This is a genomic window from Maritalea mobilis (genome assembly GCF_019800885.1).
In the GTDB taxonomy this organism is placed as follows: Bacteria; Pseudomonadota; Alphaproteobacteria; order Rhodobacterales; family Rhodobacteraceae; genus Roseibacterium; species Roseibacterium beibuensis.
Genome location: NZ_JAHVKE010000003.1, coordinates 108,977 through 132,930, shown reverse-complemented (window position 1 = coordinate 132,930; position 23,954 = coordinate 108,977). Strand labels below are relative to the sequence as shown.

The 23,954-nt window shown below is 66.7% G+C and carries 25 protein-coding genes; 9 read left to right on the top strand and 16 right to left on the bottom strand.

Annotation, left to right across the window (positions count from 1 at the left end; genetic code table 11):
- Positions 1-139: 139 nt before the first annotated feature.
- A complete protein-coding gene (locus KUV65_RS14345; RefSeq protein ID WP_222191416.1) occupies positions 140-583 on the bottom strand; it encodes an RrF2 family transcriptional regulator in 444 nt (147 codons plus the stop codon).
- A gap of 152 nt (positions 584-735) precedes the next feature.
- Between KUV65_RS14345 and cydD the strand changes: the two genes are divergently transcribed.
- From cydD to cydX, 5 genes are all read left to right on the top strand, one after another.
- Complete coding sequence (cydD, locus tag KUV65_RS14340; protein WP_261331811.1) at positions 736-2,388, top strand: thiol reductant ABC exporter subunit CydD; 1,653 nt, start codon at positions 736-738, stop codon at positions 2,386-2,388.
- Positions 2,385-4,034: a thiol reductant ABC exporter subunit CydC gene (gene cydC, locus KUV65_RS14335; RefSeq protein ID WP_222191414.1), complete on the top strand. Its 1,650-nt coding sequence runs from the start codon at positions 2,385-2,387 to the stop codon at positions 4,032-4,034. Before cydD ends, cydC begins: the two co-directional genes overlap by 4 nt.
- A 120-nt stretch (positions 4,035-4,154) precedes the next feature.
- Complete coding sequence (locus KUV65_RS14330) at positions 4,155-5,780, top strand: cytochrome ubiquinol oxidase subunit I (RefSeq protein WP_222191413.1); 1,626 nt, start codon at positions 4,155-4,157, stop codon at positions 5,778-5,780.
- 5 nt (positions 5,781-5,785) lie between these two features.
- Complete coding sequence (cydB, locus tag KUV65_RS14325) at positions 5,786-6,949, top strand: cytochrome d ubiquinol oxidase subunit II (RefSeq protein ID WP_222191412.1); 1,164 nt, start codon at positions 5,786-5,788, stop codon at positions 6,947-6,949.
- Between the two features lie 12 nt (positions 6,950-6,961).
- Positions 6,962-7,078, top strand: a complete 117-nt coding sequence (cydX, locus tag KUV65_RS14320) for a cytochrome bd-I oxidase subunit CydX (RefSeq protein ID WP_222191411.1) — start codon at positions 6,962-6,964, stop codon at positions 7,076-7,078.
- 66 nt (positions 7,079-7,144) lie between these two features.
- On the opposite strand, the gene KUV65_RS14315 is transcribed toward cydX, so the two are convergent.
- The 5 genes from KUV65_RS14315 to KUV65_RS14295 form a co-directional block, all read right to left on the bottom strand.
- Positions 7,145-8,401: an ABC1 kinase family protein gene (locus KUV65_RS14315; protein WP_261331810.1), complete on the bottom strand. Its 1,257-nt coding sequence runs from the start codon at positions 8,399-8,401 to the stop codon at positions 7,145-7,147.
- A 157-nt stretch (positions 8,402-8,558) separates the two neighbouring features.
- Complete coding sequence (locus KUV65_RS14310) at positions 8,559-9,641, bottom strand: diguanylate cyclase domain-containing protein (protein WP_222191409.1); 1,083 nt, start codon at positions 9,639-9,641, stop codon at positions 8,559-8,561.
- On the bottom strand, positions 9,638-10,225 hold the full coding sequence (locus KUV65_RS14305; protein WP_222191408.1) for a heme NO-binding domain-containing protein: 588 nt from the start codon (positions 10,223-10,225) through the stop codon (positions 9,638-9,640). The genes KUV65_RS14310 and KUV65_RS14305 overlap by 4 nt, the downstream gene beginning before the upstream one ends.
- 95 nt (positions 10,226-10,320) lie before the next feature.
- Entirely contained in the window at positions 10,321-11,880 is a 1,560-nt protein-coding gene (locus tag KUV65_RS14300) for a trimethylamine methyltransferase family protein (RefSeq protein ID WP_222191407.1), read from the bottom strand.
- 69 nt (positions 11,881-11,949) lie between these two features.
- Positions 11,950-12,702, bottom strand: coding sequence for an HAD family hydrolase (locus tag KUV65_RS14295; RefSeq protein ID WP_261331819.1), 753 nt, complete (start codon positions 12,700-12,702; stop codon positions 11,950-11,952).
- A gap of 113 nt (positions 12,703-12,815) precedes the next feature.
- Here KUV65_RS14295 and KUV65_RS14290 point away from each other — a divergent pair, with 113 nt between their 5' ends.
- On the top strand, positions 12,816-13,259 hold the full coding sequence (locus KUV65_RS14290; protein WP_222191405.1) for a MarR family winged helix-turn-helix transcriptional regulator: 444 nt from the start codon (positions 12,816-12,818) through the stop codon (positions 13,257-13,259).
- 47 nt (positions 13,260-13,306) lie between these two features.
- Here KUV65_RS14290 and KUV65_RS14285 read toward each other — a convergent pair whose 3' ends face one another.
- Positions 13,307-13,585, bottom strand: coding sequence for a DUF3572 domain-containing protein (locus KUV65_RS14285; protein WP_222191404.1), 279 nt, complete (start codon positions 13,583-13,585; stop codon positions 13,307-13,309).
- Positions 13,586-13,674: 89 nt separating this feature from the next.
- Between KUV65_RS14285 and KUV65_RS14280 the strand changes: the two genes are divergently transcribed.
- The gene (locus KUV65_RS14280; protein WP_222191403.1) at positions 13,675-15,066 is read left to right on the top strand and encodes a diguanylate cyclase; all 1,392 of its coding nucleotides are present in this window, start codon (positions 13,675-13,677) and stop codon (positions 15,064-15,066) included.
- Positions 15,067-15,139: 73 nt separating this feature from the next.
- Here KUV65_RS14280 and KUV65_RS14275 read toward each other — a convergent pair whose 3' ends face one another.
- The 4 genes from KUV65_RS14275 to KUV65_RS14260 all read right to left on the bottom strand — a co-directional run bounded on the left by KUV65_RS14275 (position 15,140) and on the right by KUV65_RS14260 (position 17,368).
- Positions 15,140-15,694 carry a periplasmic heavy metal sensor gene (locus KUV65_RS14275; RefSeq protein ID WP_222191402.1) on the bottom strand — a complete coding sequence of 185 codons (555 nt, stop codon included), beginning with the start codon at positions 15,692-15,694 and terminating at the stop codon, positions 15,140-15,142.
- Positions 15,687-16,103, bottom strand: coding sequence for a hypothetical protein (locus tag KUV65_RS14270; RefSeq protein ID WP_222191401.1), 417 nt, complete (start codon positions 16,101-16,103; stop codon positions 15,687-15,689). The genes KUV65_RS14275 and KUV65_RS14270 overlap by 8 nt, the downstream gene beginning before the upstream one ends.
- Positions 16,093-16,680 (bottom strand): RNA polymerase sigma factor, encoded by a 588-nt coding sequence (locus KUV65_RS14265; RefSeq protein ID WP_222191400.1) that lies wholly within the window; start codon positions 16,678-16,680, stop codon positions 16,093-16,095. Before KUV65_RS14265 ends, KUV65_RS14270 begins: the two co-directional genes overlap by 11 nt.
- A 91-nt stretch (positions 16,681-16,771) precedes the next feature.
- A complete protein-coding gene (locus KUV65_RS14260) occupies positions 16,772-17,368 on the bottom strand; it encodes an EF-hand domain-containing protein (RefSeq protein ID WP_222191399.1) in 597 nt (198 codons plus the stop codon).
- Between the two features lie 124 nt (positions 17,369-17,492).
- Here KUV65_RS14260 and KUV65_RS14255 point away from each other — a divergent pair, with 124 nt between their 5' ends.
- Positions 17,493-17,894: a DUF983 domain-containing protein gene (locus KUV65_RS14255; protein WP_222191398.1), complete on the top strand. Its 402-nt coding sequence runs from the start codon at positions 17,493-17,495 to the stop codon at positions 17,892-17,894.
- Positions 17,867-18,562: an NUDIX hydrolase gene (locus tag KUV65_RS14250; RefSeq protein ID WP_222191397.1), complete on the top strand. Its 696-nt coding sequence runs from the start codon at positions 17,867-17,869 to the stop codon at positions 18,560-18,562. Before KUV65_RS14255 ends, KUV65_RS14250 begins: the two co-directional genes overlap by 28 nt.
- A 118-nt stretch (positions 18,563-18,680) precedes the next feature.
- Here the strand turns inward: KUV65_RS14250 and KUV65_RS14245 are convergent, their stop codons facing one another.
- From KUV65_RS14245 to KUV65_RS14225, 5 genes are all read right to left on the bottom strand, one after another.
- Positions 18,681-19,613, bottom strand: coding sequence for an AEC family transporter (locus KUV65_RS14245; protein ID WP_222191396.1), 933 nt, complete (start codon positions 19,611-19,613; stop codon positions 18,681-18,683).
- A gap of 2 nt (positions 19,614-19,615) precedes the next feature.
- Positions 19,616-20,527, bottom strand: coding sequence for a DMT family transporter (locus KUV65_RS14240; protein ID WP_222191395.1), 912 nt, complete (start codon positions 20,525-20,527; stop codon positions 19,616-19,618).
- 213 nt (positions 20,528-20,740) lie between these two features.
- Positions 20,741-22,195 carry a carnitine 3-dehydrogenase gene (locus KUV65_RS14235; RefSeq protein WP_222191394.1) on the bottom strand — a complete coding sequence of 485 codons (1,455 nt, stop codon included), beginning with the start codon at positions 22,193-22,195 and terminating at the stop codon, positions 20,741-20,743.
- Complete coding sequence (locus KUV65_RS14230; protein ID WP_222191393.1) at positions 22,192-22,827, bottom strand: SGNH/GDSL hydrolase family protein; 636 nt, start codon at positions 22,825-22,827, stop codon at positions 22,192-22,194. The genes KUV65_RS14235 and KUV65_RS14230 overlap by 4 nt, the downstream gene beginning before the upstream one ends.
- Positions 22,824-23,741: a 3-keto-5-aminohexanoate cleavage protein gene (locus KUV65_RS14225; RefSeq protein ID WP_222191435.1), complete on the bottom strand. Its 918-nt coding sequence runs from the start codon at positions 23,739-23,741 to the stop codon at positions 22,824-22,826. The genes KUV65_RS14230 and KUV65_RS14225 overlap by 4 nt, the downstream gene beginning before the upstream one ends.
- Positions 23,742-23,954 lie beyond the last annotated feature (213 nt).

Sequence of the window (23,954 nt, the reverse complement as noted above, 5' to 3'; positions counted from 1 at the left end):
TTCCCAGCACACTAACGTATACGGCGAATATACCTTGTGGGTACTCGCGTCTGACGCGATCAAAGCTTCCTGCACCCTGCCGGCCCTGTCATACGAATCTGACAGATGCAGCTACAGCGCCCCTGCGACAGGCCTTCGGTCAGGTCACTTCGTCGAGTGTCAGGATGCGGGTGAGCGCCGGGTTGTCGCCGGTCAGATCGGCGAGTGTCAGGCCATCCAGCGTCGCGTAGAAAGCTTCGAGGGCGACGGAAAGCGCACCGTTCAAACGACAGCAGGACGAAATCGGGCAGGTATTGGCGCTGCGGTCGAAACATTCGGCGAAGGGCACGCCGCTTTCGAGCAGGCGAAAGACACGCCCCACCGAGATTTCTTCCGGCGCGAGGCGCAACTCCACACCGCCGGACCGGCCGCGCGTGGTGCGGATGAAACCCAGCTTTCCAAGCTGGTTGATGACCACGGCCACATGCGCCTCGGACGCGTTGGCCACCTGGGCGATGTCGTGCTTGCGCAGGATACGCCCCGGGTTGACGGCACAGGCCATCAAAACACGCATGGCAAGGTTGGTTTTTGTCGTCAGGCGCATCAGGGCCTCTCTCCGGTCATTCGGTAGCCTATCGCATACAAAAACAAGATGCGACATTGATCCAGATCACGTTTCACCCGCCCTTGGGATTATAAGCCAAACCGGAAATGCGCTTTTTGAAACGACCCACACCCGACCTCGCCACGCAAAGGTTGACCGGCGCCCTCGCCCCCGAGGCTGCGCGGATTCGCCGTGCGGCCCGGCTCACCACCATTGCGGCCCTGCTCTGGCCGGCGATGGCCGCCTTGGTTGCCCTCAGCTTCGGGGCGCTGGTGACCGGAACCGCCACCACCGCCCAGATCCTTGGGGCCTCCGCCGCGTTTCTTGCGATCGGCGCGCTGCGAATGGGCCTGTCCGTGCGGGCATCGGCCCTTCTGGACCGATCCGCCGATGTTGTTCTCGCAGCCGAGCGCGCCGCTCTTCTGTCCACGCAAGAACGCCTCTCCCCGCGCGCGGAGGGGCGGGCGAACTCGGCCGCCGTCGCCGCGCTCCTGGTCGACAAGCTGCCTCACCTGCGCCCCTATATCATGCGCGCCCGCCCCGCCGCGATGCGCGCCGCCATCGTGCCGCTGGTCCTGCTGGCGCTGTCGGCGACCATGTCATGGACGGTCGCACTGATCCTTATGGTGGCCGGTCCGCTGATCCCCGTCTTCATGGCGCTTGTCGGCCTTGCCGCACGCGAGGCCAGCGAAAAACAGATGGACGAGATCGGGACCCTGTCGACGCTTCTGTCGGAAAGGTTGGGGGCCCTGTTGGACATCAGGCTGCTCGATGCGCGGCCGCGCATGTTGCGGGATTTCGAAGATCGCGCCGAAAGCCTGCGAGAGCGCACGATGGCCGTACTGCGCGTGGCCTTCCTCTCCTCGACGGTGCTGGAACTGTTCTCGGCCATCGGCGTGGCGATGGTGGCGGTCTATGTGGGCTTCGCCCTGTTGGGCGAGTTGGGTTTCGGCGCCTATGCCACGCCGTTGACCCTGACCGAGGGCGTCTTTCTTCTGATGCTGGCGCCCGAGTTCTTTCAGCCCCTGCGCGACCTGGCCGCGTCCTGGCATGACAAGGCCGCGGCGCTGGCTGTGGCCCGCGACCTGACCGAGATCGAGGCCGGCGACGACAGCACGATCCTTGGCGACGGCGCAACGGCCACCCCGCTGCCGGGGGCCGCGCCGATCCGGCTGCGCGGCCTGTCCCTCGGCGCGATGCGGTTTCCCGATCTCGACATCGCGCCCGGGGCCTCGGTCGCCTTCACCGGGCCGTCGGGCAGCGGCAAATCCACCTTGATCGCCTTGATCGGCGGGCTGGTCGCCCCGGACGCGGGGCAGGTCCTGATCGGGGACAAGCCGGTTGGCCCCGAGACGGCGGACGCCTGGCGCGCGCGGATCGCATGGGTGCCGCAATCGCCCCATTTCCTGCGCGGCCCGCTGCGCGACACGCTGACCCTCGGCCTGCCCGAAGCCGACGCCGACAGCATTGCGCGCGGGCTTGCCCTCGCCTCGGCCGAAGATGTCGTGGCGCGCCTGCCCCAAGGCCTTGAAACGCCCCTCGGGGAAAGTGGCGCGGGCGTGTCCGGCGGCGAGGCGCGCAGGCTCATGCTGGCGCGCGCCGCCCTTTCGGGGCGTCCGGTCATCCTCGCCGATGAACCGACGGCAGACCTCGACGCCGAGACGGCCGCCGACATCACCGAGGCCCTTTGCGCCCTGTCGGACAAGGGGGCCACGGTCATCGTCGCGACGCATGATGCCGCGCTCGCGGCGGCGATGGGAACACGGATCGACCTGGGCCACGCCCGGCAGGAAAGTGCCGCATGAGTCCCCTTCTCCGGATATTCCTTCTGCTCTGGCGCGAGGAACGCGCCTCGCTCTCGCGTGGCTTCTTGCTGTCGGTCGCTGTGCTCGTGGCGGGCGGCGCGCTGCTTGGCCTATCGGGTTGGTTCATCGTTGCCGCCGGGGCCGCTGGCCTGGCGGGGATCGGCATCGCCTTCGACGTCTTCCGCCCCTCGGCGGGTGTTCGGTTCCTCGCACTGGGGCGCACGGCAGCGCGTTACGGCGAGCGGCTGCTGACCCATGACGCCACGCTCAGGGCGTTGGCGCGGTTGCGGGTGCGTCTGCTGGAGCGCCTGTCCGCCCGCGATGCGCTGACTCTCTCGGGGCTGCGCAGCTCCGAGACGCTCAACAGGCTGACGGCGGATGTCGACGCGCTGGACGGTATCGCCATCCGCCTCGCCTTCCCGATCGCAGCCGGGGCCGTAACGCTGGCGCTGGCCTTCGCCGTGATCGCATGGCTGGTGACGCCGCTGGTCGCGGCCATGGTAACCCTTCCGCTTGCCCTTGGCGGGGCCGCGGTGCTGATGGTGACCGGGCGCGCAGGGATCGCCTCCGCCGCACGGGCCGAAGCCGCACGGCAAACCTTCCGCAGCCGGGCCATCGACCATTTGCGCGGCCGCACCGGGCTGGCCTTTGCCGGCGCCCTCCCCGCTTCGCACGGCATGGCGCTCAACGCCGAGGCCGAGGGCCGGGCCGCCGAGCGCCACCTTGCGCGGCTCGACCGATGGGCCGACACACTGGTCGCCTCCGCCGGGTTGATCGCGGCGGCCGGGGCCCTGGTCATCGGCGGCCTGCTGGCCTTGGCTGATGTCATCCCGCCCGCCGCCGCCGCCATCGGCGTCTTTGCCGCGCTGGCGCTGACCGAGGTGCTGGCCCCCCTGCAGCGCGGCGTTGCCGAGATCGGACGGATGCGGGACGCAGCGGCGCGCGTGGTGCCATTGCTAGAGGAACCGGTTCAGGACCCTGCGCCCGGCAATCCGGTTAGCCGGGACGACACGGACCTCATCGAGCTGCGCGACCTTGCCGTGGCGCCGCCGGGGTCGCAAATCCCTTTGCTGCCGCCCCTGACCCTGACCGTCGCCGCAGGCGAAACGGTGGCGCTGACCGGTCGCTCCGGACGCGGGAAATCCACCCTGCTCGCCGCGATCTCGGGGTTGTCCTCGCCCCTGTCGGGCGAGATCCGCATCGCCGGGCATGACCTTGCAACGCTTGATGAGAGCCGACTGAGGGGCCTGCTCGGCTACCTGCCCCAGCGCAGCGCGCTGATTTCCGGCACGGTGCGCGACAACCTTGCCCTCGCCGCCCCCGACGCAACCGACACAGAGATGGAGGCCCTGCTGGACGCCGTGGGTCTTTGGCCGGTCCTTGCCGGGAACGGCGGGTTGGACATGGCGCTCGGCGAAGCAGGCAGCGGCCTGTCGGGGGGCGAATCCCGGCGCCTGGCGCTTGTGCGGACCTTGCTTAGAAAGCCTCCAGCTCTCCTTCTGGATGAGCCGACCGAAGGCCTCGATCCGGCCAGTTCGGCCAAGGTCATGGCCGCGATCAGATCCCACCTTCCACACTCCGCTATTCTAATCGCGACGCACCGCCAGGCCGAAATAAAGGCCTGCAACAGATCATTGGCAATTTAAAATATATCGCAGCTATACTTTTTTGATCTGCATCAAAGTCGACAATCGCATACCGCGCGAAAACGCCTCTCGATGGCCGGCGGGATTCTCCCTCTGGCTGAGTCTTGAGGAGACGGAGACATGGAGCTCGATGTTGTCGAGTTGTCGCGCCTGCAGTTTGCGATGACCGCGATGTATCACTTCCTCTTCGTGCCGCTCACGCTTGGTCTGTCGATCATCGTGGCGATCATGGAGACGGTCTATGTGATGACCAACCGCCCCATCTGGCGGCAAATGACGAAATTCTGGGGGACGCTGTTCGGCATCAACTTCGTCCTCGGTGTGGCCACCGGCATCACGATGGAATTCCAGTTCGGGATGAACTGGTCCTACTACTCGCATTACGTGGGTGACATCTTTGGTGCGCCGCTGGCCATCGAGGGCCTGATGGCCTTCTTCCTCGAGGCGACCTTTGTCGGCCTGTTCTTCTTTGGCTGGGACAAACTCAGCAAGCGGGCGCACCTGATGGTGGCCTGGCTGGTCGCCATCGGCTCGAACTTCTCGGCGCTGTGGATCCTGATCGCCAACGGCTGGATGCAGAACCCCGTCGGTGCCGAATTCAACCCGGTGACCATGCGGATGGAGATGACCTCCTTCTTCGAGGTACTGTTCAACGAGGTGGCACAGGCGAAATTCGTGCACACCGTGTCAGCCGGTTACGTGACCGCCGCCGTCTTCGTGATGGGCGTGTCGGCATGGTACCTGCTGAAGGGTCGCCATATCGACCTCGCCCGCCGCTCCATCGCCGTGGCCTCGTCTTTCGGCCTCGCCTCGGCCTTGTCCGTCGTCATCCTCGGTGACGAATCCGGCTACTCGGCCACGCACTCCCAGCAGATGAAACTGGCCGCGATCGAGGCCATGTGGCACACCGAAGAGGCACCCGCCTCCTTCACCCTTGTCGGCATCCCCGACCAGGAAGCGCGGGAAACTCATTTCGCCGTGCATATCCCTTGGGCCATGGGCCTGATCGGCACCCGCTCGCTCGATGACGAAATCCCAGGCATCAACGAGTTGGAAGCCCGCGCCAACGAGCGGATCCGCTCTGGCATCATCGCCTATGACGCACTGGAAACGATCCGCGTCGACCGCGAGGCCACCGATCCGGCGGTTATGGCCACCTTCGAGGAACATTCCGCCGATCTGGGCTTTGCCTTCCTGCTGCTGCGCTATCTCGACGACCCGCGTGAGGCGACGGATGAGCAGATCGCCATGGCGGCCGAGGACACCATTCCGGGTGTGATGCCCCTGTTCTGGGCCTTCCGGATCATGGTCGTGCTTGGTTTCGCCTTCATCGGGATGATGGCCTATTTCTTCTACCGCGCCTCGTTCTGCGGCATGCAGTTTCCCCGCTGGGCATTGATCGGCGCGGTTGCCGTCATCCCGACCCCGTGGATCGCGGCGGAAATGGGCTGGTTCGTCGCCGAATTCGGTCGCCAACCCTGGACGGTCGACGGCGTTCTGCCCACGGCCCTGTCGGTCAGCCACCTCGGTGCGACCGAGTTGTTGATCACCATCGCCGGTTTCATGCTGTTCTACTCGGTCCTGTTCGTGATCGAGATGGGCCTGATGGTGAAATACATCCGCAAGGGCCCCTACATGGATGTCGAAGAAACCGACGCCTGGATGGCCCGCCACGAGCATCGCCTGCGCACCCATGACGGCAACGTCCCCGATGTGACCGGCCCTGCTGCAACCCCTGCGGAGTAACAGACATGATCCTTCACGAACTCATCAGCTACGATGTGCTGCGGGTCATCTGGTGGGCGCTGCTTGGCGTCCTCCTGATCGGCTTCGCACTGACCGACGGTTTCGACATGGGGGTTGGCGCGCTCCTCCCCTTTGTCGGGAAGAACGACACCGAGCGCCGCATGGCGATCAACACCGTGGGTCCCGTCTGGGAAGGCAACCAGGTCTGGTTCATCCTTGGCGGTGGCGCCATCTTCGCCGCCTGGCCGCCGCTCTACGCGGTCAGCTTCTCGGGCTTCTACCTTGCGATGTTCGTCGTCCTTGCGGCCTTCATCGTGCGGCCCGTTGCGTTCAAGTACCGCTCCAAGCGCGAGTCGCAGACCTGGCGCAACGCCTGGGACTGGGCGTTGTTCGCAGGCGGCGCCGTGCCGGCGCTGATCTTCGGGGTGGCCGTCGGCAACGTGCTGCAGGGCGCGCCCTTCCACCTGACCGAGACGCTCTACCCGATGTATGACGGCGCGTTCTATTCCAAGTTCCTTGGCCTTCTGAACCCGTTCGCCCTGCTGGTTGGGGTCGTGTCGCTGGCGATGCTGCTGACCCATGGTGCGGCCTGGCTGGTCCTGAAATCCGAAGGCAACGTCGCCCGGCGCGCCCGCAACATCGGGTTCGTGACCGGCCTGATCACGATGGTCGGCTTTGCCCTGTCGGGTGTCTGGCTGGCCATGGGCATCGAGGGCTACGCGCTGGCCTCGGAGGTGGTGTCAAACGGCCCGTCCAACCCGCTGCACAGCGAGGTGGTGCGCACCGACAGCTGGCTGTCCGCCTATTCGGAGCGTCCGTGGATCATCATCGCGCCGATCTTTGGCTTCCTTGGCACTGCGTTGGCCGTGCGCGGCCTGCGCGCAGGCTCCGAGGTGGGCACGCTCTTGTGGTCGAAACTGGGCATCTTCGGCATGATCTCGACCGTGGGTCTGACCATGTTCCCGTTCATCCTGCCCTCGACGGTCGATCCGAACTCGTCGCTGACGGTCTGGGACAGCTCGTCCAGCCACCTGACGCTGTTCATCATGCTGATCGTGACGCTGATCTTCATGCCGCTGATCCTGGCTTACACATCCTGGGTCTACAAAGTGCTGTGGGGCAAGGTCACCGAGGCCGATGTCACCGCCAACAGCGATACGGTTTACTAAGGAGACGCAGATATGTGGTATTTTGCATGGCTTCTCGGCCTTCCCCTCGCCGCCCTGATCGCTGTCGTGAACGCGATGTGGCTTGAAATGAAGGAAGATCAGGTTCTCGCCGAGGAACACGATCACTGAACCGAAACAGCTTCGAGTCCCTTCGAAGTCAGACTGGGCCGCATCCTAAGTGATGCGGCCCTTTTTTCACATGTAGCGCGCCATCAGGGTTGGGAGGTCCACCCGCGCCCCGATCCGGGTGCCAAGCAGGTAGAGCCCGCCCATCTTGCGCTGCAGGAACAGCGTCTCGGCCGGTGGGATATGCCACAGCTCGCGCTCCGTTCCGATCTCCATGCCCCGGCGGCGCATCTTGTCGGCAAGGTCGTTGCCCTCGAACTCGAACGGGCCGGACATCGAGTCAAACCCGATCTCGGCCATGTCGAGGATCGTGTCACGGTGATGATCCGCAAGGTCGGGCTTGATGAAATTCAGCCGCTCCAGCGCGGCCATGGTCGCCTCGCGGTCCCGCTGCACCCCTGCGATCATCAGGGCGCGATGCCCCTCGGACACTTCCTGCGAAATCGCGCGGCTGGCGCCGAAATCCAGCAGCACGACCTGCCCCGTCTCGGGCCGCCAGCGGTAGTTGGCGAAATTCGGGTCGGTCTGCATCAGGCGGAACTCGAACAACTCGCGCAGGGTCAGCTCGATCAGCGCCGAGATCACCCGGTCACGCATCGGCTTGGGCGCATCGGCCAGCGTCTCGATCGGCTCGGCCGCCTCGAAGGACATGGCCAGCGCATCGGGGCCGGACAGGTCCTCGCGGTATTGGGGGACGGCAAAGCGGTCGTCGTCGGCCAAAAGCGCACCGAACCGGGCGAGGTAGCGCCCCTCCCGGTCGTAGTCGGCCTCCTCGTGCAACTGCCGCCGCGCCTCCTCCATCAAGGGCGCCATGTCGAGGCCCTCGGGCATCAGGCCGGACCACCGGATCAGGGCCGCGACGTTGTCGAGATCGCTGTCGATGGCCGCGCGCACGCCGGGATATTGCAACTTGATGGCCAGCGCCTGACCGTCGGCGGCGGTGGCGCGATGCACCTGCCCGATCGAGGCCGCGGCCAGCGGGCGCGTGTCGAAGCCGCGGAATTTCGTCCGGAAATCGGCCCCGTAGGCGGTTTCCAGCACCGTCTTGAGTTGTTTGGGCGGCATGAAATGCGCGTCCTGCCGCAACCGCCCGAGAATATCGGCCAGTTCCGGGGGCAGCATGTCGCCCGTCTCCATCGACAGGAGTTGGCCCAGCTTCATCGCCGCCCCGCGCATCTCGGAAAGCTTGTCGGCAACGCGGGTCAGGTTGCCGGGCGTCAGCAGCAACTTGTCCATCCGCGGGCGTTCGCCACGCGCCAGCGCACGCGCGCCGCCCCAGGCGACGCCCCCCGCCAAACCGGTGGCAAGCCCGCCCATGCGCCCCATGCGCGCCAGCCTTGAAGAAGGGACCGCCCGGGACCGGGAGTGGTTGGATTTGTCGGACATCTCGTCACTCGTATAATAGTTGCGCCATGCAACCGATCTAGGCGCGATCGTCCGCGTTGCGAGGCGCGACGCATGCGGCATCTCGGCCCGTGCGCGTTCAGCGTGCATTGTAAACCTCTGCATCGCGGGCACCCAACGTCCCATCGCCCCGCTTGGGCAGGTGAATGGCGAACCGCCCGCGGCCCGCGTTTTTCGCCCGGTACAGCGCCATGTCGGTATCGGCGAGCATCTCGTCAGGGGTCGGGCGGGTCCCGTAGCCCGCCGTCGTCGAGATCCCGATGGAGGCGGAGAGCTTGCACAGCTTTCCTTCGAACGAAACGGGGGCCTCGATCCCGGCGATCAGGCGTTTGGCCACCTCCCGCAAGCCGTCTTCCGACAGGCAGTTGCGCAGGATGATCAGGAACTCGTCCCCGCCCACACGCGCGGCGAGATCGCCGCGGCGCAGATCGGCGCGCAGGATATGCCCGACCTGCTGGAGCACGTGGTCACCTGCGGCGTGACCGTGCGTATCGTTGACCTGTTTGAAATAGTCGAGGTCGAGGTGAAGCAGCGCGAAATGCGCCGTTTCATCCGCCAGAACGCGCGCCAGTTCCAGGTCCATGGCACGCCGGTTCGCAAGGCCGGTCAACTCGTCGGTCAGAGCCTGCGCCTCTGCCGCCAGGCGTGCCGCGCGCAGGCGTTCCGTCAGGTGGCGCGACAGATGGGCAATCGAGGTATTGGCCTCGTAGAGATAGAGCAGCTCAAGGGTCTGGTCACAGGGCGAAAAATCGCCCTGGTTCAGGTCAAACTCGGCCACGGCCCGCACGAAACTCAGGCCCAGCGATATGTCGAGAAGCGCCCCACCCTGCCCCGGCAGGCTGCTGACAACGCCGCGCAAGGGCAGATGCGATGCAGAGCGCAAGGCAAGGCTGAGGCGGCGCCCCTCCTGCGCGATCAGGGCGGTGAAATCGGCGATATTGGCCGGGCTGCGGATCTCGACGAGATCGAGCAACCGGGTGCCCAGCGCCGGCGCGCCGCCCATCATCTTCGCGATGGTCGGGCCGGCCTGCATCACGCGGCCCTGCGGGTCGAGCCAGAGATGCATCGGCATCAACCGGTCCAACACCTGCGGGGACAGGCCGACCACGCGCTTTGTATCGGGGCCGAGGGGCGACGGCGTAGCGGCGAACCCCAAAGTCATGCGCCGACCCCGCCCAGCACGAATTGCCGCCCTTCCGCGAAGGTCATGTCCAGCAACTGGACATGCAGGCATTCTTCCCCCGGCTGCATCCCGTCAAGGCGCAACAGCGCCAGCGCACCGTAATCGTCCGCCATGGCGCGTAAACCGCCCAGAAGGATCGGCGCGATGCCGGGCAAGCTCCATTGCGCCCGGATGCGGTAGCTGGAGGGATCGAGTTCCTCGACGCGGATGCGGGGCAGGTCGAGATCCGGGATGGCGAGGCGCCCACGGTCGCGCAGATCCTCAAGAGATAAAAGAAAGTCCAGAAACGTGGGCCCACCGAACCGGAGCAACCGTCGAAGCGGCTCCAACGCGGGGTTCGTCACGAGATAGGTGCCGATATCTTCCAGCAGGGCGTTGGGGTGTTTGTGCAGCACCGTGACGGCGGCCTCGAAACAGGCCAGCGTCTGCGCCTCGTCGTATTGCAGCATCGCCTCGAACCCTTCGGGCGGGATGCCGGCGATGCTGCGTATCTCGTCCCATGACCGTTCGCCGTAATGGGCCACAAGAAAGCCCTGGAGCGCGCGGTTGATCATACCGTGCATGGATCGACCTGCCTCTTACCTTCAAGGGTTTCGCACCAATAGGCGACCCCTTGAAGGCGGTTTTACCATGCAATCGTTAACAACCCCTTTCGATCTCAGAAATCGGTTGGTGCGCCGCCCTCGGCCTTTCGGCGGGCGACGAAATCGGCCAGTTCGTCGCGGATCGCGATGTCCATCTCGGGCGGTTCGAACTCGGCCAGGATACGCTTGTAGATGCGATGGGCGCGTTCGGCGGTCCAGACGCCGCCCTCGTTGGCCCAGGCCTCGAAATTGCGCCAATCCGACAGGAAGGGCTGGTAAAAGGCCGTCTGGTAGCGAGCCTGCGTATGGTCGCAGCCGAAGAAATGCCCGCCCGGCCCGACCTCGGCGATGGCATCGAGGCCCAGATCATCCTCGGTGGTGGCCGTCAGCGCGGGGTCGAAATAGCGCTGCACCTGCTGGAGCAATTCGCAATCCATCACGAATTTCTCGGGCGAGGCGATCAGCCCGCCCTCCAGCCAGCCGGCGGCATGGTAGACCATGTTCGTGCCCGACTGCACCGCCGACCAGATCGAATTACTCGTCTCCCACATGGCCTGCCCGTCGGGGACGTTGGCCGCGCAGACGCCCGAGGCGCGCATGGGCAACCCGTAGAACCGCGCCATCTGCCCGGTCATCTGGGTCGCGCGCATGTATTCGGGCGTGCCGAAGGCGGGGGCGCCCGACTTCATGTCGACATTCGAGGTGAAGGTGCCGATCGCAACGGGGCAGCCCGGCGCGATCCATTGCAGAAGCGCAATGGCCGCCAACCCCTCGGCCAGGCTGAGGGCGACGGCGCCGGACATGGTGACGGGCGCCATGGCCCCGGCCAGCGTGAAGGGGGTGACGACCACGGGCTGCCCCCGGCGCGCCAGCCGCATGGCGCCATCCAGCATCGGCCAGTCATGCTTCAGCGGGCTGACCGAGTTGATATTGGTGTACATCCGCGGGCTGGCGTCGAATTCCTCGTGCGTCAGGCCACCGGCGATCCGCACCATTTCCATCACGTCTTCGACCCGCTCGGGCCCCAGCGAATAAGCGTGGGCCACCTTGTCGGTCAGGGTCAGTTTCTCGAACAGGCAATCGAGGTGGCGGACGCTGGCATGGATGTCGATCGGCTCCACCGGGTAGCCGCCGGCGATGTGGATGCAGTTGAAATACTGCGTCAGTTTCATGAACTCGCGGAAGGTCTCGAAATCGCCGGGGCGCTTGCCGCGTTCGAGGTCCCAGGCGTTCGGCGGGGAGGAGACATTGACGAAGACCATGTGCCTGCCGCCGATGGGCAGGGCGCGGTCCGGGTTGCGGGGGGTGATGGTGAATTCGGCGGGGGCCTTGCCCACCATCTCCATCACGAAATCCGGATCGAAGCGAACGGTCTGCCCTTCGACCCGGCAGCCGGCCTCGCGCAAATGGTCCAGCGCCGTGTCGTTCAGGAACTCGATCCCGATCTCGGACAGGATGCGCATCGCGCCGGAATGGATCGCGGCCCCGCCCTCTTCGTCCAGCGGCTCGGTCGGGCGGTCGGTGTTGACCGGGATGCACCACGGCATTTGCGTAATGGCAGGCCCTGCGGCCCGATCCGTGCCGGTGCGGCGCCCGCCATGGCGGCGGCGGCGGGATGGCGTGGCGTCGTTCATGGCGTCCCCGTGCGGTTGCAGTCCTGTCCGGTCTGCTCAGGGTCGCCCGACGCGGTCGCGGAATTATTTTCAGATAGCGACCGAACGCGTCGCTTTTTGCCCCGACGTGCCGGTTTCAGCCGGAAGATGCCCACCCTCGGCCAGCCAGAGGGGCAGATGGCCGATATCGGGCAGGATGGCGTCAGCATGGGGGGCCAGGTCCTCGGCAGCGGCGAGGCCGGTCAGAACGCCCAGCACCTGCATCCCCGCGGCACGCCCGGCGATCAGGTCATGGGTGCTGTCGCCCACCATCAGCACCTCGGACGCGTCGAGTGCCAGGGTGTCGGCGAAAGCAAAGCACATGCCCGGTTCGGGTTTGGCGCCGTAGCCGGTGTCGAACCCGGCAAGGAAATCGAAGGCACCGTCCACCCCCGCGGCGGCCAGGTGCGCGCGCGCTTCGACCTCGGCGGCGTTGGTGGCAACGCCAAGCTTCAGCCCGAACGCCCGCAAATCCGCCAAGAGGGGCGCGAGTGGGGCAACCGGCACCATGGGCGCCTCGGCAGCGGCGGCGTTCATGCGATGGACAAGCGCGTCGAGCCGGGCGGCCGGCAGGACCGGTTGCAGGCAGGTCGCGACCTCTTCCAGGGTGCCCGCGATCACCGGACTACCAGGCAGAAAGCGGCGTCGGGCAAGGTCATAGCCCGCCCTGTCGGCCAGCGCCTCGGTCAGGGCCGGGTCGCCCTCGGCCAGGTCGTAAAACAGGCCGGCTGCCCATTCGCTCCAGCTGGCTTCGAAATCGAAAAGCGTCCCGTCCTTGTCGAACAGAATTCCCCGGATCGGCATGTCAGGCACGTTGCCTCCCTAGTTGATGGGCCGGACCTGCCCTTTCGTCAGCGACAAAGTGTATCATTTCCGCGTGACTTCCCCCCACACGAGGGGTATAGGCCGTGGCTACCATGGATGGAAGCACGACCAGATACGGCCTGCACGACAGCATCGGCCATCACATCTCTCGCTCGGCGCGAATCGTCGAGCGCAGGGTAGAGGAATCGCTACGCAAGCACGGCCTGACCCGCGTGGGTTGGTGCATCCTGCTCGCCGTGGAAGAAGACGGTCAGAAGAACCCCTCGGAAATCGCGGGATTCGTCGGAATTGACCGCACGGCCACGTCGCGGGCGCTGCGACAGCTGGAATCCGACGGGCTGATTACCCGCGCGATGGGCGTCGAGGATCGCCGCACGACCGAGGTCTCGCTGACCGAGGAAGGGCGTGCGCGCATGCTGAAGGCCATGCCGCTCTGCACCGAGAACATGTCCCATTTCTCGTCCAAGCTGACGCGCGAGGAAGAAGAGCAGCTCAAGGCCTTGCTGAGCCGCCTGACGGCGGGCGAGGACGACTGAAACAGCGCCTAAGTCGCTGGTTCAAAATCTATTCCTTTCGAGCCGCCTCAGGTCCAGTTCGGCAGATGACCGCCGGGAAGCGCCGTGCGGATCGTCACGACGTCCTGCGGCGGCCATCCCAGCGCACCGGCCGCCGAGATCACCCATTGATCGTCCATCAGGACGAAATCGAGCACCGAGGCCAGGAACTCGGGCTCGGCGGCGCGTACGCGCAGATCCGCTTCGCTGACGCCGGTCGCCCCCATGAACACCGGCAAGAGGTCTTCGTCTCCGGCCAGCCATCCCAGCACCTGCAGGGCGCGCGTTTCGGCAACTTCTTGCTTCATTGCGAAGGCATCCCTCCGAGTTAAAGGGTTTGTTAACTATTCCGCGCGACACCTTTGGTATTCTGGATGGACCAGCGTACGAGGAACGCATGACGGGGCGAATTCTGATCGTTGACGATGTAGCGACGAATCGCATCGTCATGAAGGTCAAACTGGCCCAAGCCTGCTACACCGTGGACCAAGCCGGAAGCGGCGCCGAGGCGCTGCGCGCGGCGCGGCAGGGACGGCCGGACCTGATCCTTCTTGACATGGCGATGCCGGACATGACGGGGGTGGAGGTGTGCCGACAGCTCAAGGCGGACCCGCAGACCGCCGATATCCCCGTCATCCTGATCACCGCCAAATCGGACCGCGACGCGAAAATGGCGGGATTGGTGGCCGGGGCCGATGATTTCCTGACCAAGCCGATGGACGAGGTGACGCTGCTGGCACGGGTACGCTCACTCCTGCGGGCGCGCGACGCGGTGCGTGAACTGCATGAACGCCACGCGGCGGGCGTACCGCTGGGCCTAGCCGAGGCGCCGGCCGGGTTCACCGCGATCGAGCTTCCTGCGCGGATCGGCGTCGTCGCCCCCGGCGCACGCAACGCCGGGCTGTGGAAGTCGGCCCTCGACCTGCGCCTGCGCGACGAGGTGGTGATCCTGCCGCGCGAGGCGGCGCTTGCAGAAAGCGACACAGAGGGCGGGCCGGCCCCGGACGTTTTCGTGATCGCGGCAGACCTGGAGCGGCGCGACGACGGGTTGCGCCTGTTGTCGGACCTGCGCTCGCGGCCCCATACGCGGCACGCGGCAAAAGTGGTGATCCTGCCCGAGGGCGACAGCGAACGCGCGGCCATCGCGCTGGATCTCGGGGCGTCGGACATCCTCTATGACCCGTTCGACCCCGAGGAACTGGCCATTCGCATTCGCGCCCAACTGAGCCGCAAACGCCAGGCGGACCATCTGCGCGCGTCGGTCCGCGCCGGGCTGGAACTGGCCGTCACGGACAGCCTGACGGGGCTGCACAACCGCCGCTACGCGCTTTACCATCTGGACCTGATGATGGCGCGCCCGGGGCGCGGCATGGCCGTGATGATGCTGGATCTCGACCATTTCAAATCGATCAATGACTGCCACGGCCATTCAGTCGGCGACCGGGTCCTGACCCTCGTCGGACGCCGCCTGCGCGCGCAGTTGCGCGGCTCGGACCTGCTGGCGCGCATCGGGGGGGAAGAGTTTCTCGTCGCCCTGCCCGATGGGGATCGGGCCGCCGCGCTCGACTGCGCCGAACGGCTTCGCCACGCGATCAGTGACACGCCGTTCGACGTGGGCGACAGCACCGCGCCGCTTTCGGTTACGCTCAGCGTCGGCCTCGCTCTGGTCCCGCCGGGGGAGACGGGCGAGACACCGCAAAGCATCATCGACCGGGCGGATCGGGCGCTATACGGCGCGAAAAACCTCGGGCGTGACCAGGTTACGCTGTCGAACCGGCCAGCGGCCTGAGCCGACACACGAAACCGCCGCCCAAGTCGGGGCGGCGGTTGCTTGCGAGGTGCATGGCGGGCGGCAACTGACCTTAGTCGCGGTCCCCGTCATGGTCGCGATCCCGGTCGCCGTCGCGATCGCGCCCTTCGACACGCCGCATGGCCCGGTTGAGATCCTGCGCAAGCTCTTCCCGCTCCTCCAGCGACAGCGACGCAAGGTGATCGAGCAGCGCCTCGTGCCCGAAGCTTTGCAAGGCCTCGGCGGCGGCCCGCGACTCGGCCATGGCCGCTGCTGCCGCGTCCCGGTCGAACGGGTCCTGCAGCAAGGCTTGCTGCAACGACCGCAGGCTGTTGCCGATCACCCGCCGCTCGGCAATGAACTCTGCCCGCCGGTCGCGCAGCGACTCGCGCACCGTATCGCGCCCGTCATTGCCCAAGGCGATCGCGAACGGCCCAAGGCCGAGGCTGCGCAAATCCGGCGGTTCGTCGCCGCCCGCTGGGCCAATCCGGCCCGACACGGCGCCGACGACCACACCCACCACCAGAAGGTTCAACGCGAGAGAGACCGCAAGCACGATCTTGACCGCGAGGCTCGTCTTCCGGCGCGGCGTCTCGGCGGGGCCGGGTTCGTTCAAGGGGTCAGACATCGCCGCCATCCTCCCATGCAAGTGTCGTCAGGTCAGGCGTCAAGCCCGCCCCGCCGGACAGGTTCCAGATCTGCCCGCCGCTCAGCGTGTCGATCGTGTCGGGGATCGCGAACCCGATGGCGAGACCGACGACCCCGGCCATGGTCACGCCCGAGACACCGCCCCAACCGCCAAGCGCGGCAACCCAGGCCGGACGGAACGACCGAGAGCGCCGGCGCCCGGCTGTCCCGGCTTGGGCCGCACCAGCGCCCTGCGTGCCCCCGGACATCGCCTGCGTCGGCGCGATCTCGGACTGAATGGCGGCCGCATCGGCCAGCACCCGTGCCATGAGGTCGGACGAGGGCTCTGCGCCCTTGGCCTCGGCCAGCATCCGGTCGAGCCGGTCGCCCTGATCTGCGTTATTCGCCATAGCCCAACGCCTCCTTCTGTCCTTCGAGCACTGCCTTGAGCGCCCTTTTCCCTCGCGCGGTCAGGCTTTCGACCGCCTCCACCCCGATGCCGAGAATCTCGGCAATCTCGGGGTTCGCCAAGCCCTCGATATGGCGCAAGACCACCGCCTGTCTCTGGCGCTCGGGCAATGTCGCCAGCGCCGCGTCCAGGGCGGACCGCCGCCCGTCCTCGATCATGCGCGCCTCGGCGGTCGGCGCATCGTCCGGCGGGTCGATCTCGGGGTCGAGGCCGGTGGACCGGCCCGCGCGCCTCAACCGGTCGATGGCGAGGTTCGCCACCACCCGATGCAACCAGGTCGAGGGCTGCGCCGCACCATCCTGCCGCCATTCCGGTGCCGCGCGCCAGAGCCGCAGCATCGCTTCCTGCGCGATATCCTCGGCCTCGGCGGGATCGCCCAGCACGCGCGAGGCATGGCGCCACGCCCGTGGCAGCAAGCGTTCCGTCAACAGCCGAGCCGCGGCGGAATCGCCGTTGGCGAACAGCACCATCAACGCGCCATCGCCCAAACCATCCAATTCCGCATCCGGCACTGCCATGGCTCCCCATACCCCTTGCGAGGCCTTTGTGCCATGGGCGGGCGGCCTTGCAGGCACACCAGCCCATGGCTTGGTCATCCTACGCTCCGGCTCAGCCGCGACGGCCCCAGCCACGGCGACCACCGTCACGACGCTGCATGAACTGCTCCATAGCGGTCTGGAACTCCTCTTCGCTGACGACGCCATCGCCATCGGCATCGACCATCCCGAAAAGCCGGGCCGGATCGGGCATGCTGTCGCGGCCGCCGAAGCGCCCGAACTGACGGTCCCCGCGATCCCCACGGTCACCGCGGTCCATGCCGGGCCACCGGCCGAAACCGCCGTCGGGGCGGGCTGCGGCGAATTCCTCGGCGCTGAGCGCCCCGTCTTCATCGGCATCGGCCGCCGCGATCATGCGATCCACGCCGAGGGCGACACGGGCCTGGGCCATCTCGGTGCCGCGCGCGATCAACTCGTCGCGATCGAGGGTGCCATTGCCGTCCGCGTCGGCCGCTTCGAAGCGGAGTTGCGGGGCGTTCTCGATTTCCGCGCGGGTGATCGTGCCATCCCCGTCGATATCGAACCGGTCGAACATCAGGTCCGCGTTCGGGCCCGTCGCTTGCGGCAGGGGGGCCTGATCCTGCGCCACGGCAGGCAGGGCCGCCATCGGGATCAGGGCGCTCAGCAGGGCTGCTTTCCAAATCGACATGCTTCATCTCCTTTGTTTGCCTGTCTGCCCAGACTCACGGGGCATCCGCAGCTTTCCGTCGCAAAAACTTCGCGGCGGGATTTGTCGTCTGGACAGCGCCTGGCGCGCACCCCATCTTGACGCCATGCATTACGACGACCCGGCCCTGCGGCCCGAATTCGAACCACCCAAGCCCGAACGCCCCGCCTGGCCCGCCATCGCGAAGGCCATGCGCGGGCGCTGTCCCTCGTGCGGGCATGGGGCGATCTACGAGCGCTACCTGAAGCTGACGCCGACCTGCAGCACCTGCGGCGAGGACCTGAGCCATGCGCGCGCCGATGACGGCCCGGCCTATCTGTCGATCCTGGTGACGGCGAAGGTTATGGGCACGGCGATGCTGGTCACCTACGAGGCGTTCCAGCCGCCGGGCTGGGTGCTGGCGGTGACCTTTTCGATCGGTGTGGTGGCGATGGCACTTTACCTTTTGCCGAAGTTCAAGGGCCTGATCCTGGGGGTGCAATGGGCCAAGCGGATGCACGGGTTCTAGTGGACAAGACAGCGATCAGGGACGCGGCGACAATCATCGTGCTGCGCGACGCGGCCACTCGCCCGCGCGTGCTGATGGGCCAGCGCGGCAAGAGCGCGGCTTTCATGCCGTCCAAATTCGTCTTTCCGGGCGGCGCGGTGGATGCCGTGGATGCCACGATCCCCTGGGCGCGGCCACCGGCCGAAGACTGCGTGGGCCGGCTGGCGGCCGAGACCGAGACCCCGGCCGAGGCGGTGCTGGCCGCCGCCACGCGTGAGCTTTGGGAGGAAACCGGGCTTTTGCTGGGCGCCCCGGATGCGCGCGCGGGCGAGATCGAAGCGCCGAAAGGCTGGCGCGGCTACCTTTCGACCGGGCATCTGCCCGATGGCGGGGCACTGGAATTCGTGTTTCGTGCGATCACCCCGCCGGGCCGCCCGCGCCGCTTCGATGCGCGGTTCCTTCTGGCCGATGCGGGGGCCCTGGCCAGCGACCCAGATGATTTCAGCCGGGCCGAGGACGAGTTGAGCCACCTGCAATGGGTGCCGCTGGACGAGGTCCGCAGCTATGACATGCCCTTCATCACCGAGGTGGTGCTGGCGGAACTGACCGCCAAGCTGACCGGCACGGCCCATCCCGGCGTGCCCTTCTTCGACAATTCCACGGATGTCAGCCGGTTTCGCCGGCTCTGAGCAGGGGTTTCGCGGCCCCTTGGGCCGCGACCGGGGAAGCGGCGTCTCGGGGCACAAGGCCCCTCGGCGCCGCTGATGCCTCCGGCGGGAGTTTTTCTGCCAAGATGAAGGGGACGGGTCAGTTGCCGAAGAGCCGTGCGGCGAGCGACAGCCAGAGCGGCATGACCGCGAAGGCGAGCGCCGTCTGGACGGTGATCATCGCGGCCATGAGCGGCGCATCCCCGTTCAGTTGGCGCGCCAGCGTATAGGCCGCGACCCCCGTGGGCAGCGCGCCGTAGATCAAGGCCACCTGGGCAGCCAGCGGGTCGAGGCGCAGGAGCGCGGCTGCGGCGAGGATCGCTAGGGGGAACACGAGCAGTTTGCCGATGGCGCTGAGGGCCATGGGCTGCCAATCGGCGCTGAGGCCGCGGATCTTGAGGTTCGCGCCCACACACAGCAGCATGATCGGCAGCGCCGCCTGCCCCAGCACCGCGAGCGTCTCGGAGATGACCGGGATCGGCGCCCAGCCCAGCGCGTTGAAGGCGATCGCGGCGAGGATCGACAGGATCAGCGGGTTGGTGGCGAGGCTGAGCGCCGCGCCACGCACCACCCGCCCGCCGGGACGGGGCAGCATCACGGCGAAGGCCGAGACCACGGTGAGGTTGACCAAGGGCACAAGAACTGCCGCGCCGAGGACGGCCAGTTGCAGCCCCGGAAGCCCGTGCAGCGCCTCGGCCACAGCCAGCGCGATGAAGGTGTTGAAGCGCCCTGCCCCCTGCATCACGGATGTGCCGACCGCGCCCCCGCGCCTCAGCCACCAGGCGGCGGCGATGCCGAACGCGACGGCAAGGAAGAACCCGGCATAGAGGGTCAGCGCGAAGGGGATCAGGACCGGGTCCGACAGGTCGGCCTCGGAGATACGGACGAAGAACAGCGCCGGCATCAGCACGAAATAGACCAGCCGGTCGTTGAGGTTCCAGAACTCCATGCTGGGGATGCCGCCGCGCCGCAGGACGTAACCCGTGACGATGAGCAGGAAAATCGGCGCGATGGCCAGGGCGATGGACAGCATGCTCAGACGCTCCTCCAGAAGATGAGACCGATGGACGCGAGGATCAGGACGACGCCGCCGATTTCCTTGGCCGATGAGCGCTCTTTCAGCCAGAAGACCGAGACGAGAAAGGTGAAGACCAGTTCCACCTGCCCCAGCGCCTTGACCACGGCGGCGGTCTGGAGCGTGAAGGCGGTGAACCAGCCCAGGCTGCCGAGCATCGAGGCCAGGCCCATCGCGGCCGAGACCCGCCAACTGGCGGCGACGCGGGCGATCTCGCCGCGCTGGCGCAGCGCGAGCCACAGGCCCAGCGTCAGGGTCTGCACCGCCGTCGCGGCCGCGAGCGTCAGGCTGGCCCGCAGGAACACATCGCCGCTGTCCAGCGCCAGCGAGGCGCCGCGATAGCCCACGGCGGACACTCCGAACAGCAGGCCCGATGCAAGGCCATAGCCCGAGGCCCGGTTGAACAGCCTCTGGCGCAGGGGCAGTGACGTGTCCCCCTTCGGCGGGTCGGACAAGAGCACCACGCCGACAAAGCCGATGGCGATGGCCGCCACCAGCCCGGGCGAGACGGTATCTCCCAACAGGATCAGGCCAATGATGGCCGAGAGGATCACCTCGGTCTTGGCCAGCGTCACGCCCACGGGGAAATTGCGGAAGGCAAACAGCGCGACCACGCACATGGTGGCGAGGATCTGGCCCATGGCGCCGGGGATCAGAAAGGCCCAGAAGCGAAGGTCGGCGGTGGGCGTCGCCTGACCGCTGAGCCAGAGATACCCAAAGGCCAGCGCCGCCACGAGCGGGGCGGAATAGGCGAAGCGCGCCCATGTCGCCCCGGCAGTCGACAGGCCCGTGACCTTCAGGTGCCGTTGCAGCAGGAACCGCAGGTTCTGCATGAAAGCGGCGAAGATGGTGACCGGAATCCAGAGGGGCATGGCGCTGTGTCGCCCCGATCCTTGCGCGCCTCAAGCGAAATCAGTGCGGGTCAGTCGCTTGCGGATGGATAAAGCGAATGCAGCACCGGGTCCTTGGCTTGGAACAGGTGGCGGCGGGCAGATGCACCAGCCATGCGATCAGGACGCGGCGATCCCCGCCACGGATCAGCCGCCAATCCTCGGCCATTTGCGCAGCTTGCGCGACGTGGTGCGCTAGGCGCTTTGCCCCACCGCGCGGCCCACGCCCTCGGGCCAGGGCAGATCGGCATGGGCCGCCTTGGCCCGTGCCAGCCAATTGGCGATCTGGTCCGGCGGCACGGCGGACCGGCGCGTCGCCAGATCGACATGCAACAGCATCTGTTCGCCGGTCGCGCAAAGCCGGTCGCCAACCCACAACTCCTGCCAGATGTGGAATTTCTTGCCGCCCCCCTCGATCACGCGGGCCTTGACCCGGATGCGATCGCCGATCTGCACCTCGTCCAGATGCCGGATATGGGTTTCGACGGTAAAGACGCTGTGGCCCTCTGCGATCGCCTCGGGCGTCATACCGGCCCAATGCAGTAACTGGTCGCAGGCATTTGAAAACGCTTGCAGAAATCGCGCCTCGTTCATGTGCCCGTTGTAATCGACCCAGGTGACGGGCACCTGCCGATCCAAGGTCACGGGCATCGCGGGCGTGTCCGGGTCCGGCGCGGGCAAGGCAAGCCCCGCTTCGTGGCCGCGCAAGACCGCGCCAGCGCCTGCATTGCGGTCCTTCAGGACGCGCAGGATCGAGACGAGGTTGTCGTCGCGCATGGCCTCAAGCTCGGCGATGGAATGCGCGCCGGACTGCGCATCCGATTGCGCGGCAATCTTTTGGACAAGCGCCTCGCCCAGCTCCGGCACGTCCATCAGCTTGGTCCAGGGCCATTGCAGGGCAGGTCCGAACTGCCGCAGGAAATGGGCCATGCCGCCGTCCCCACCGGCGATGCGATAGGTCTCGAAGAGGCCCATCTGCGCCCAACGCAGGCCAAACCCGAGGCGGATCGCATCGTCGATCTGGCCCGTGGTCGCCACCCCGTCCTTCACGAGCCACAGCGCCTCGCGCCAGACGGCCTCCAGAAGCCGATCCGCGATATGGGCGGGCACCTCGGCCTCGATGGTCAGCGGCGCCATGCCGAGGCTGTCCAGAACCTGTTCGGACTTGGTCATCAGGTCCCTCGGCGTCTCACCTGACCCCACCAGTTCGACCAGAGGCAACAGGTAGACCGGGTTGAAGGGGTGGGCGACGATGATCTGTCCGGGCCGCTGTGCCCCCGCCTGCAACTCGGTCGGCGTGAAGCCCGAGGTCGAGGAGGCGATGATCACCTCAGGTGAACACTGCGCCTGAACTTCTTGAAATAAAGCATGTTTCAGGTCGAGTCGCTCCGGCACACTCTCCTGTATCCACGCGGCATCCCGCACCGCGCTTGCAAGATCGGCGGCATGGGTCACTCGCCCCTCGGGCGGCAGCGGCGAGTCGTAAAGGGCCGGAAGGCTGGCGCGCGCGCGGTCCAACGCGGCCTCGACCGTCGCCTTGGCCGTCGGGGACGGATCGAACACCGCGACGTCCCATCCCATGAGCGCAAAGCGCGCGGCCCAACCCGCGCCGATGACGCCCGCACCAAGGATCGCCGCTTGCCGGGTCATTCGCCCCCCTCCATCTGCGCCCGCACGGCATCCGCGGCAACCGCTCCGAAGGTGCGGTGCAGCTCTCCCTCCCAGTGCACGCCGTCGACGGGCGAGACATCGACATGCAAACCGACATCGAGAAACCCGCAACCTTGCCGATCCGCCACGTCCCGCAGATGGCCGGGCAACCCGATCTGGCGCGTCTCGGCCCCTGCGAAGACTTCGGCCAGGGTTCCGACCTCGCGCACCGGCGCGGGCGAGAACAGCAGGATCGGCAGGGACGGCAGAAGCTGGCGCGACAGGATCACCAGCCGTTCGACCGAGCGCGCGATCTCGAAAGCCGTCACCGAAAAGCGCGGTTTCAGGTCGTTCGTGCCAAGCATCAGGATCAGCAGGTCGATCGGTTCGTGGCTGTGCAGGATCGCCGGCAGAACGTCGAGGCCCGAGCGTTTGCCCCCCTCCACAAGGTCCTCATGCACGGTCGTGCGTCCCGGCAACCCTTCGGCGATCACCTGGTAGCGGGGGCCGAGCGCGGCGGCCATGGTATCGGGCCAGCGGCTGCCTTGCAGGTGCCGCCGCCGCACACCGAACTCCTCGAACGGCATGGTGCCGTGGGTGTTGCTGTCGCCGTAACACAGGATCGTGGTCATTGGGCTGCCTCCGGATGATGCGCCTTGAGCCCGAGCTTTTCGCGCACTTCGGCGGGCGAGAGGATGCGCGCGCCCATGGCTTCGGCAATGCCGCGCGCGCGCTCGACAAGTTGAGCATTGGTCGCCAAGACGCCTTTTTCCAAGAACAAATTGTCTTCCAGCCCGACGCGGATATGCCCCCCGGCAAGGATCGCCGCGGCGGCATAGGCCATTTGATCGCGCCCCAACGAGAAGGCGGAAAATGTCCAATGCTCCGGGATGGCGGCGACCATCGCGTTGAACGTGGCCAGGTCGTTCGGCGCGCCCCAGGGCACCCCCATGCAAAGCTGCACCAACGCCGGGTCGGACAGCACGCCTTCGGCCACCAGCTGTTTCGCGAACCACAGGTGGCCGGTGTCGAAACACTCGACCTCCGGCTTGACGCCCAACGCCTCCATGCGGCGCCCCATCGCGCGCAGCATGCCGGGCGTGTTGGACATCACGTAATCAGCCTCGGCGAAATTCATCGTCCCGCAATCCAGCGTGCAGATCTCGGGGCGGCACTCGGCGATATGGGTCAAACGTTCCTCGGCCGAGATGAAGTCGGTGCCGTCGGCCAATGGCAGGGGCCGGTCCGGGGGGCCGAACACCAGATCTCCCCCCATCCCCGCCGTCAGGTTCAGGATGACATCGGTGTCGCTGGCGCGGATCAGGTCGACGGCGCGCCGATAGAGCGCCGGGTCGCGCGACGGCTGGCCGGTCTCGGGGTCGCGAACATGGAGATGCGCGATGGCCGCCCCGGCCTTGGCCGCGTCGATGGCGGCCTCGGCGATGTCTTCGGGGCTGCGGGGCACATGCGGGCTTCGGTCCTGCGTCTGGCCCGACCCCGTCACCGCGCAGGTGATGAACACCTCGCGCGTCATGGTCAGTGACATCCCTTCGCCCTCCTGCTGTGCCGTTCCGGGCATGACACAATGGGGCTTCTGGCGGTGCAAGGGCTGATCGGGCCAGAAACATTCCGAAAAGCGGTCGGCCGGATCGTTTCGGCGCAATGCCCGCTTTTCATTTCTCGACATTATTCTTGGGTTGATACGATTATTTCACCTCAATGATTCAGGATTACGCACTTATCCACAAGCCATCCACAG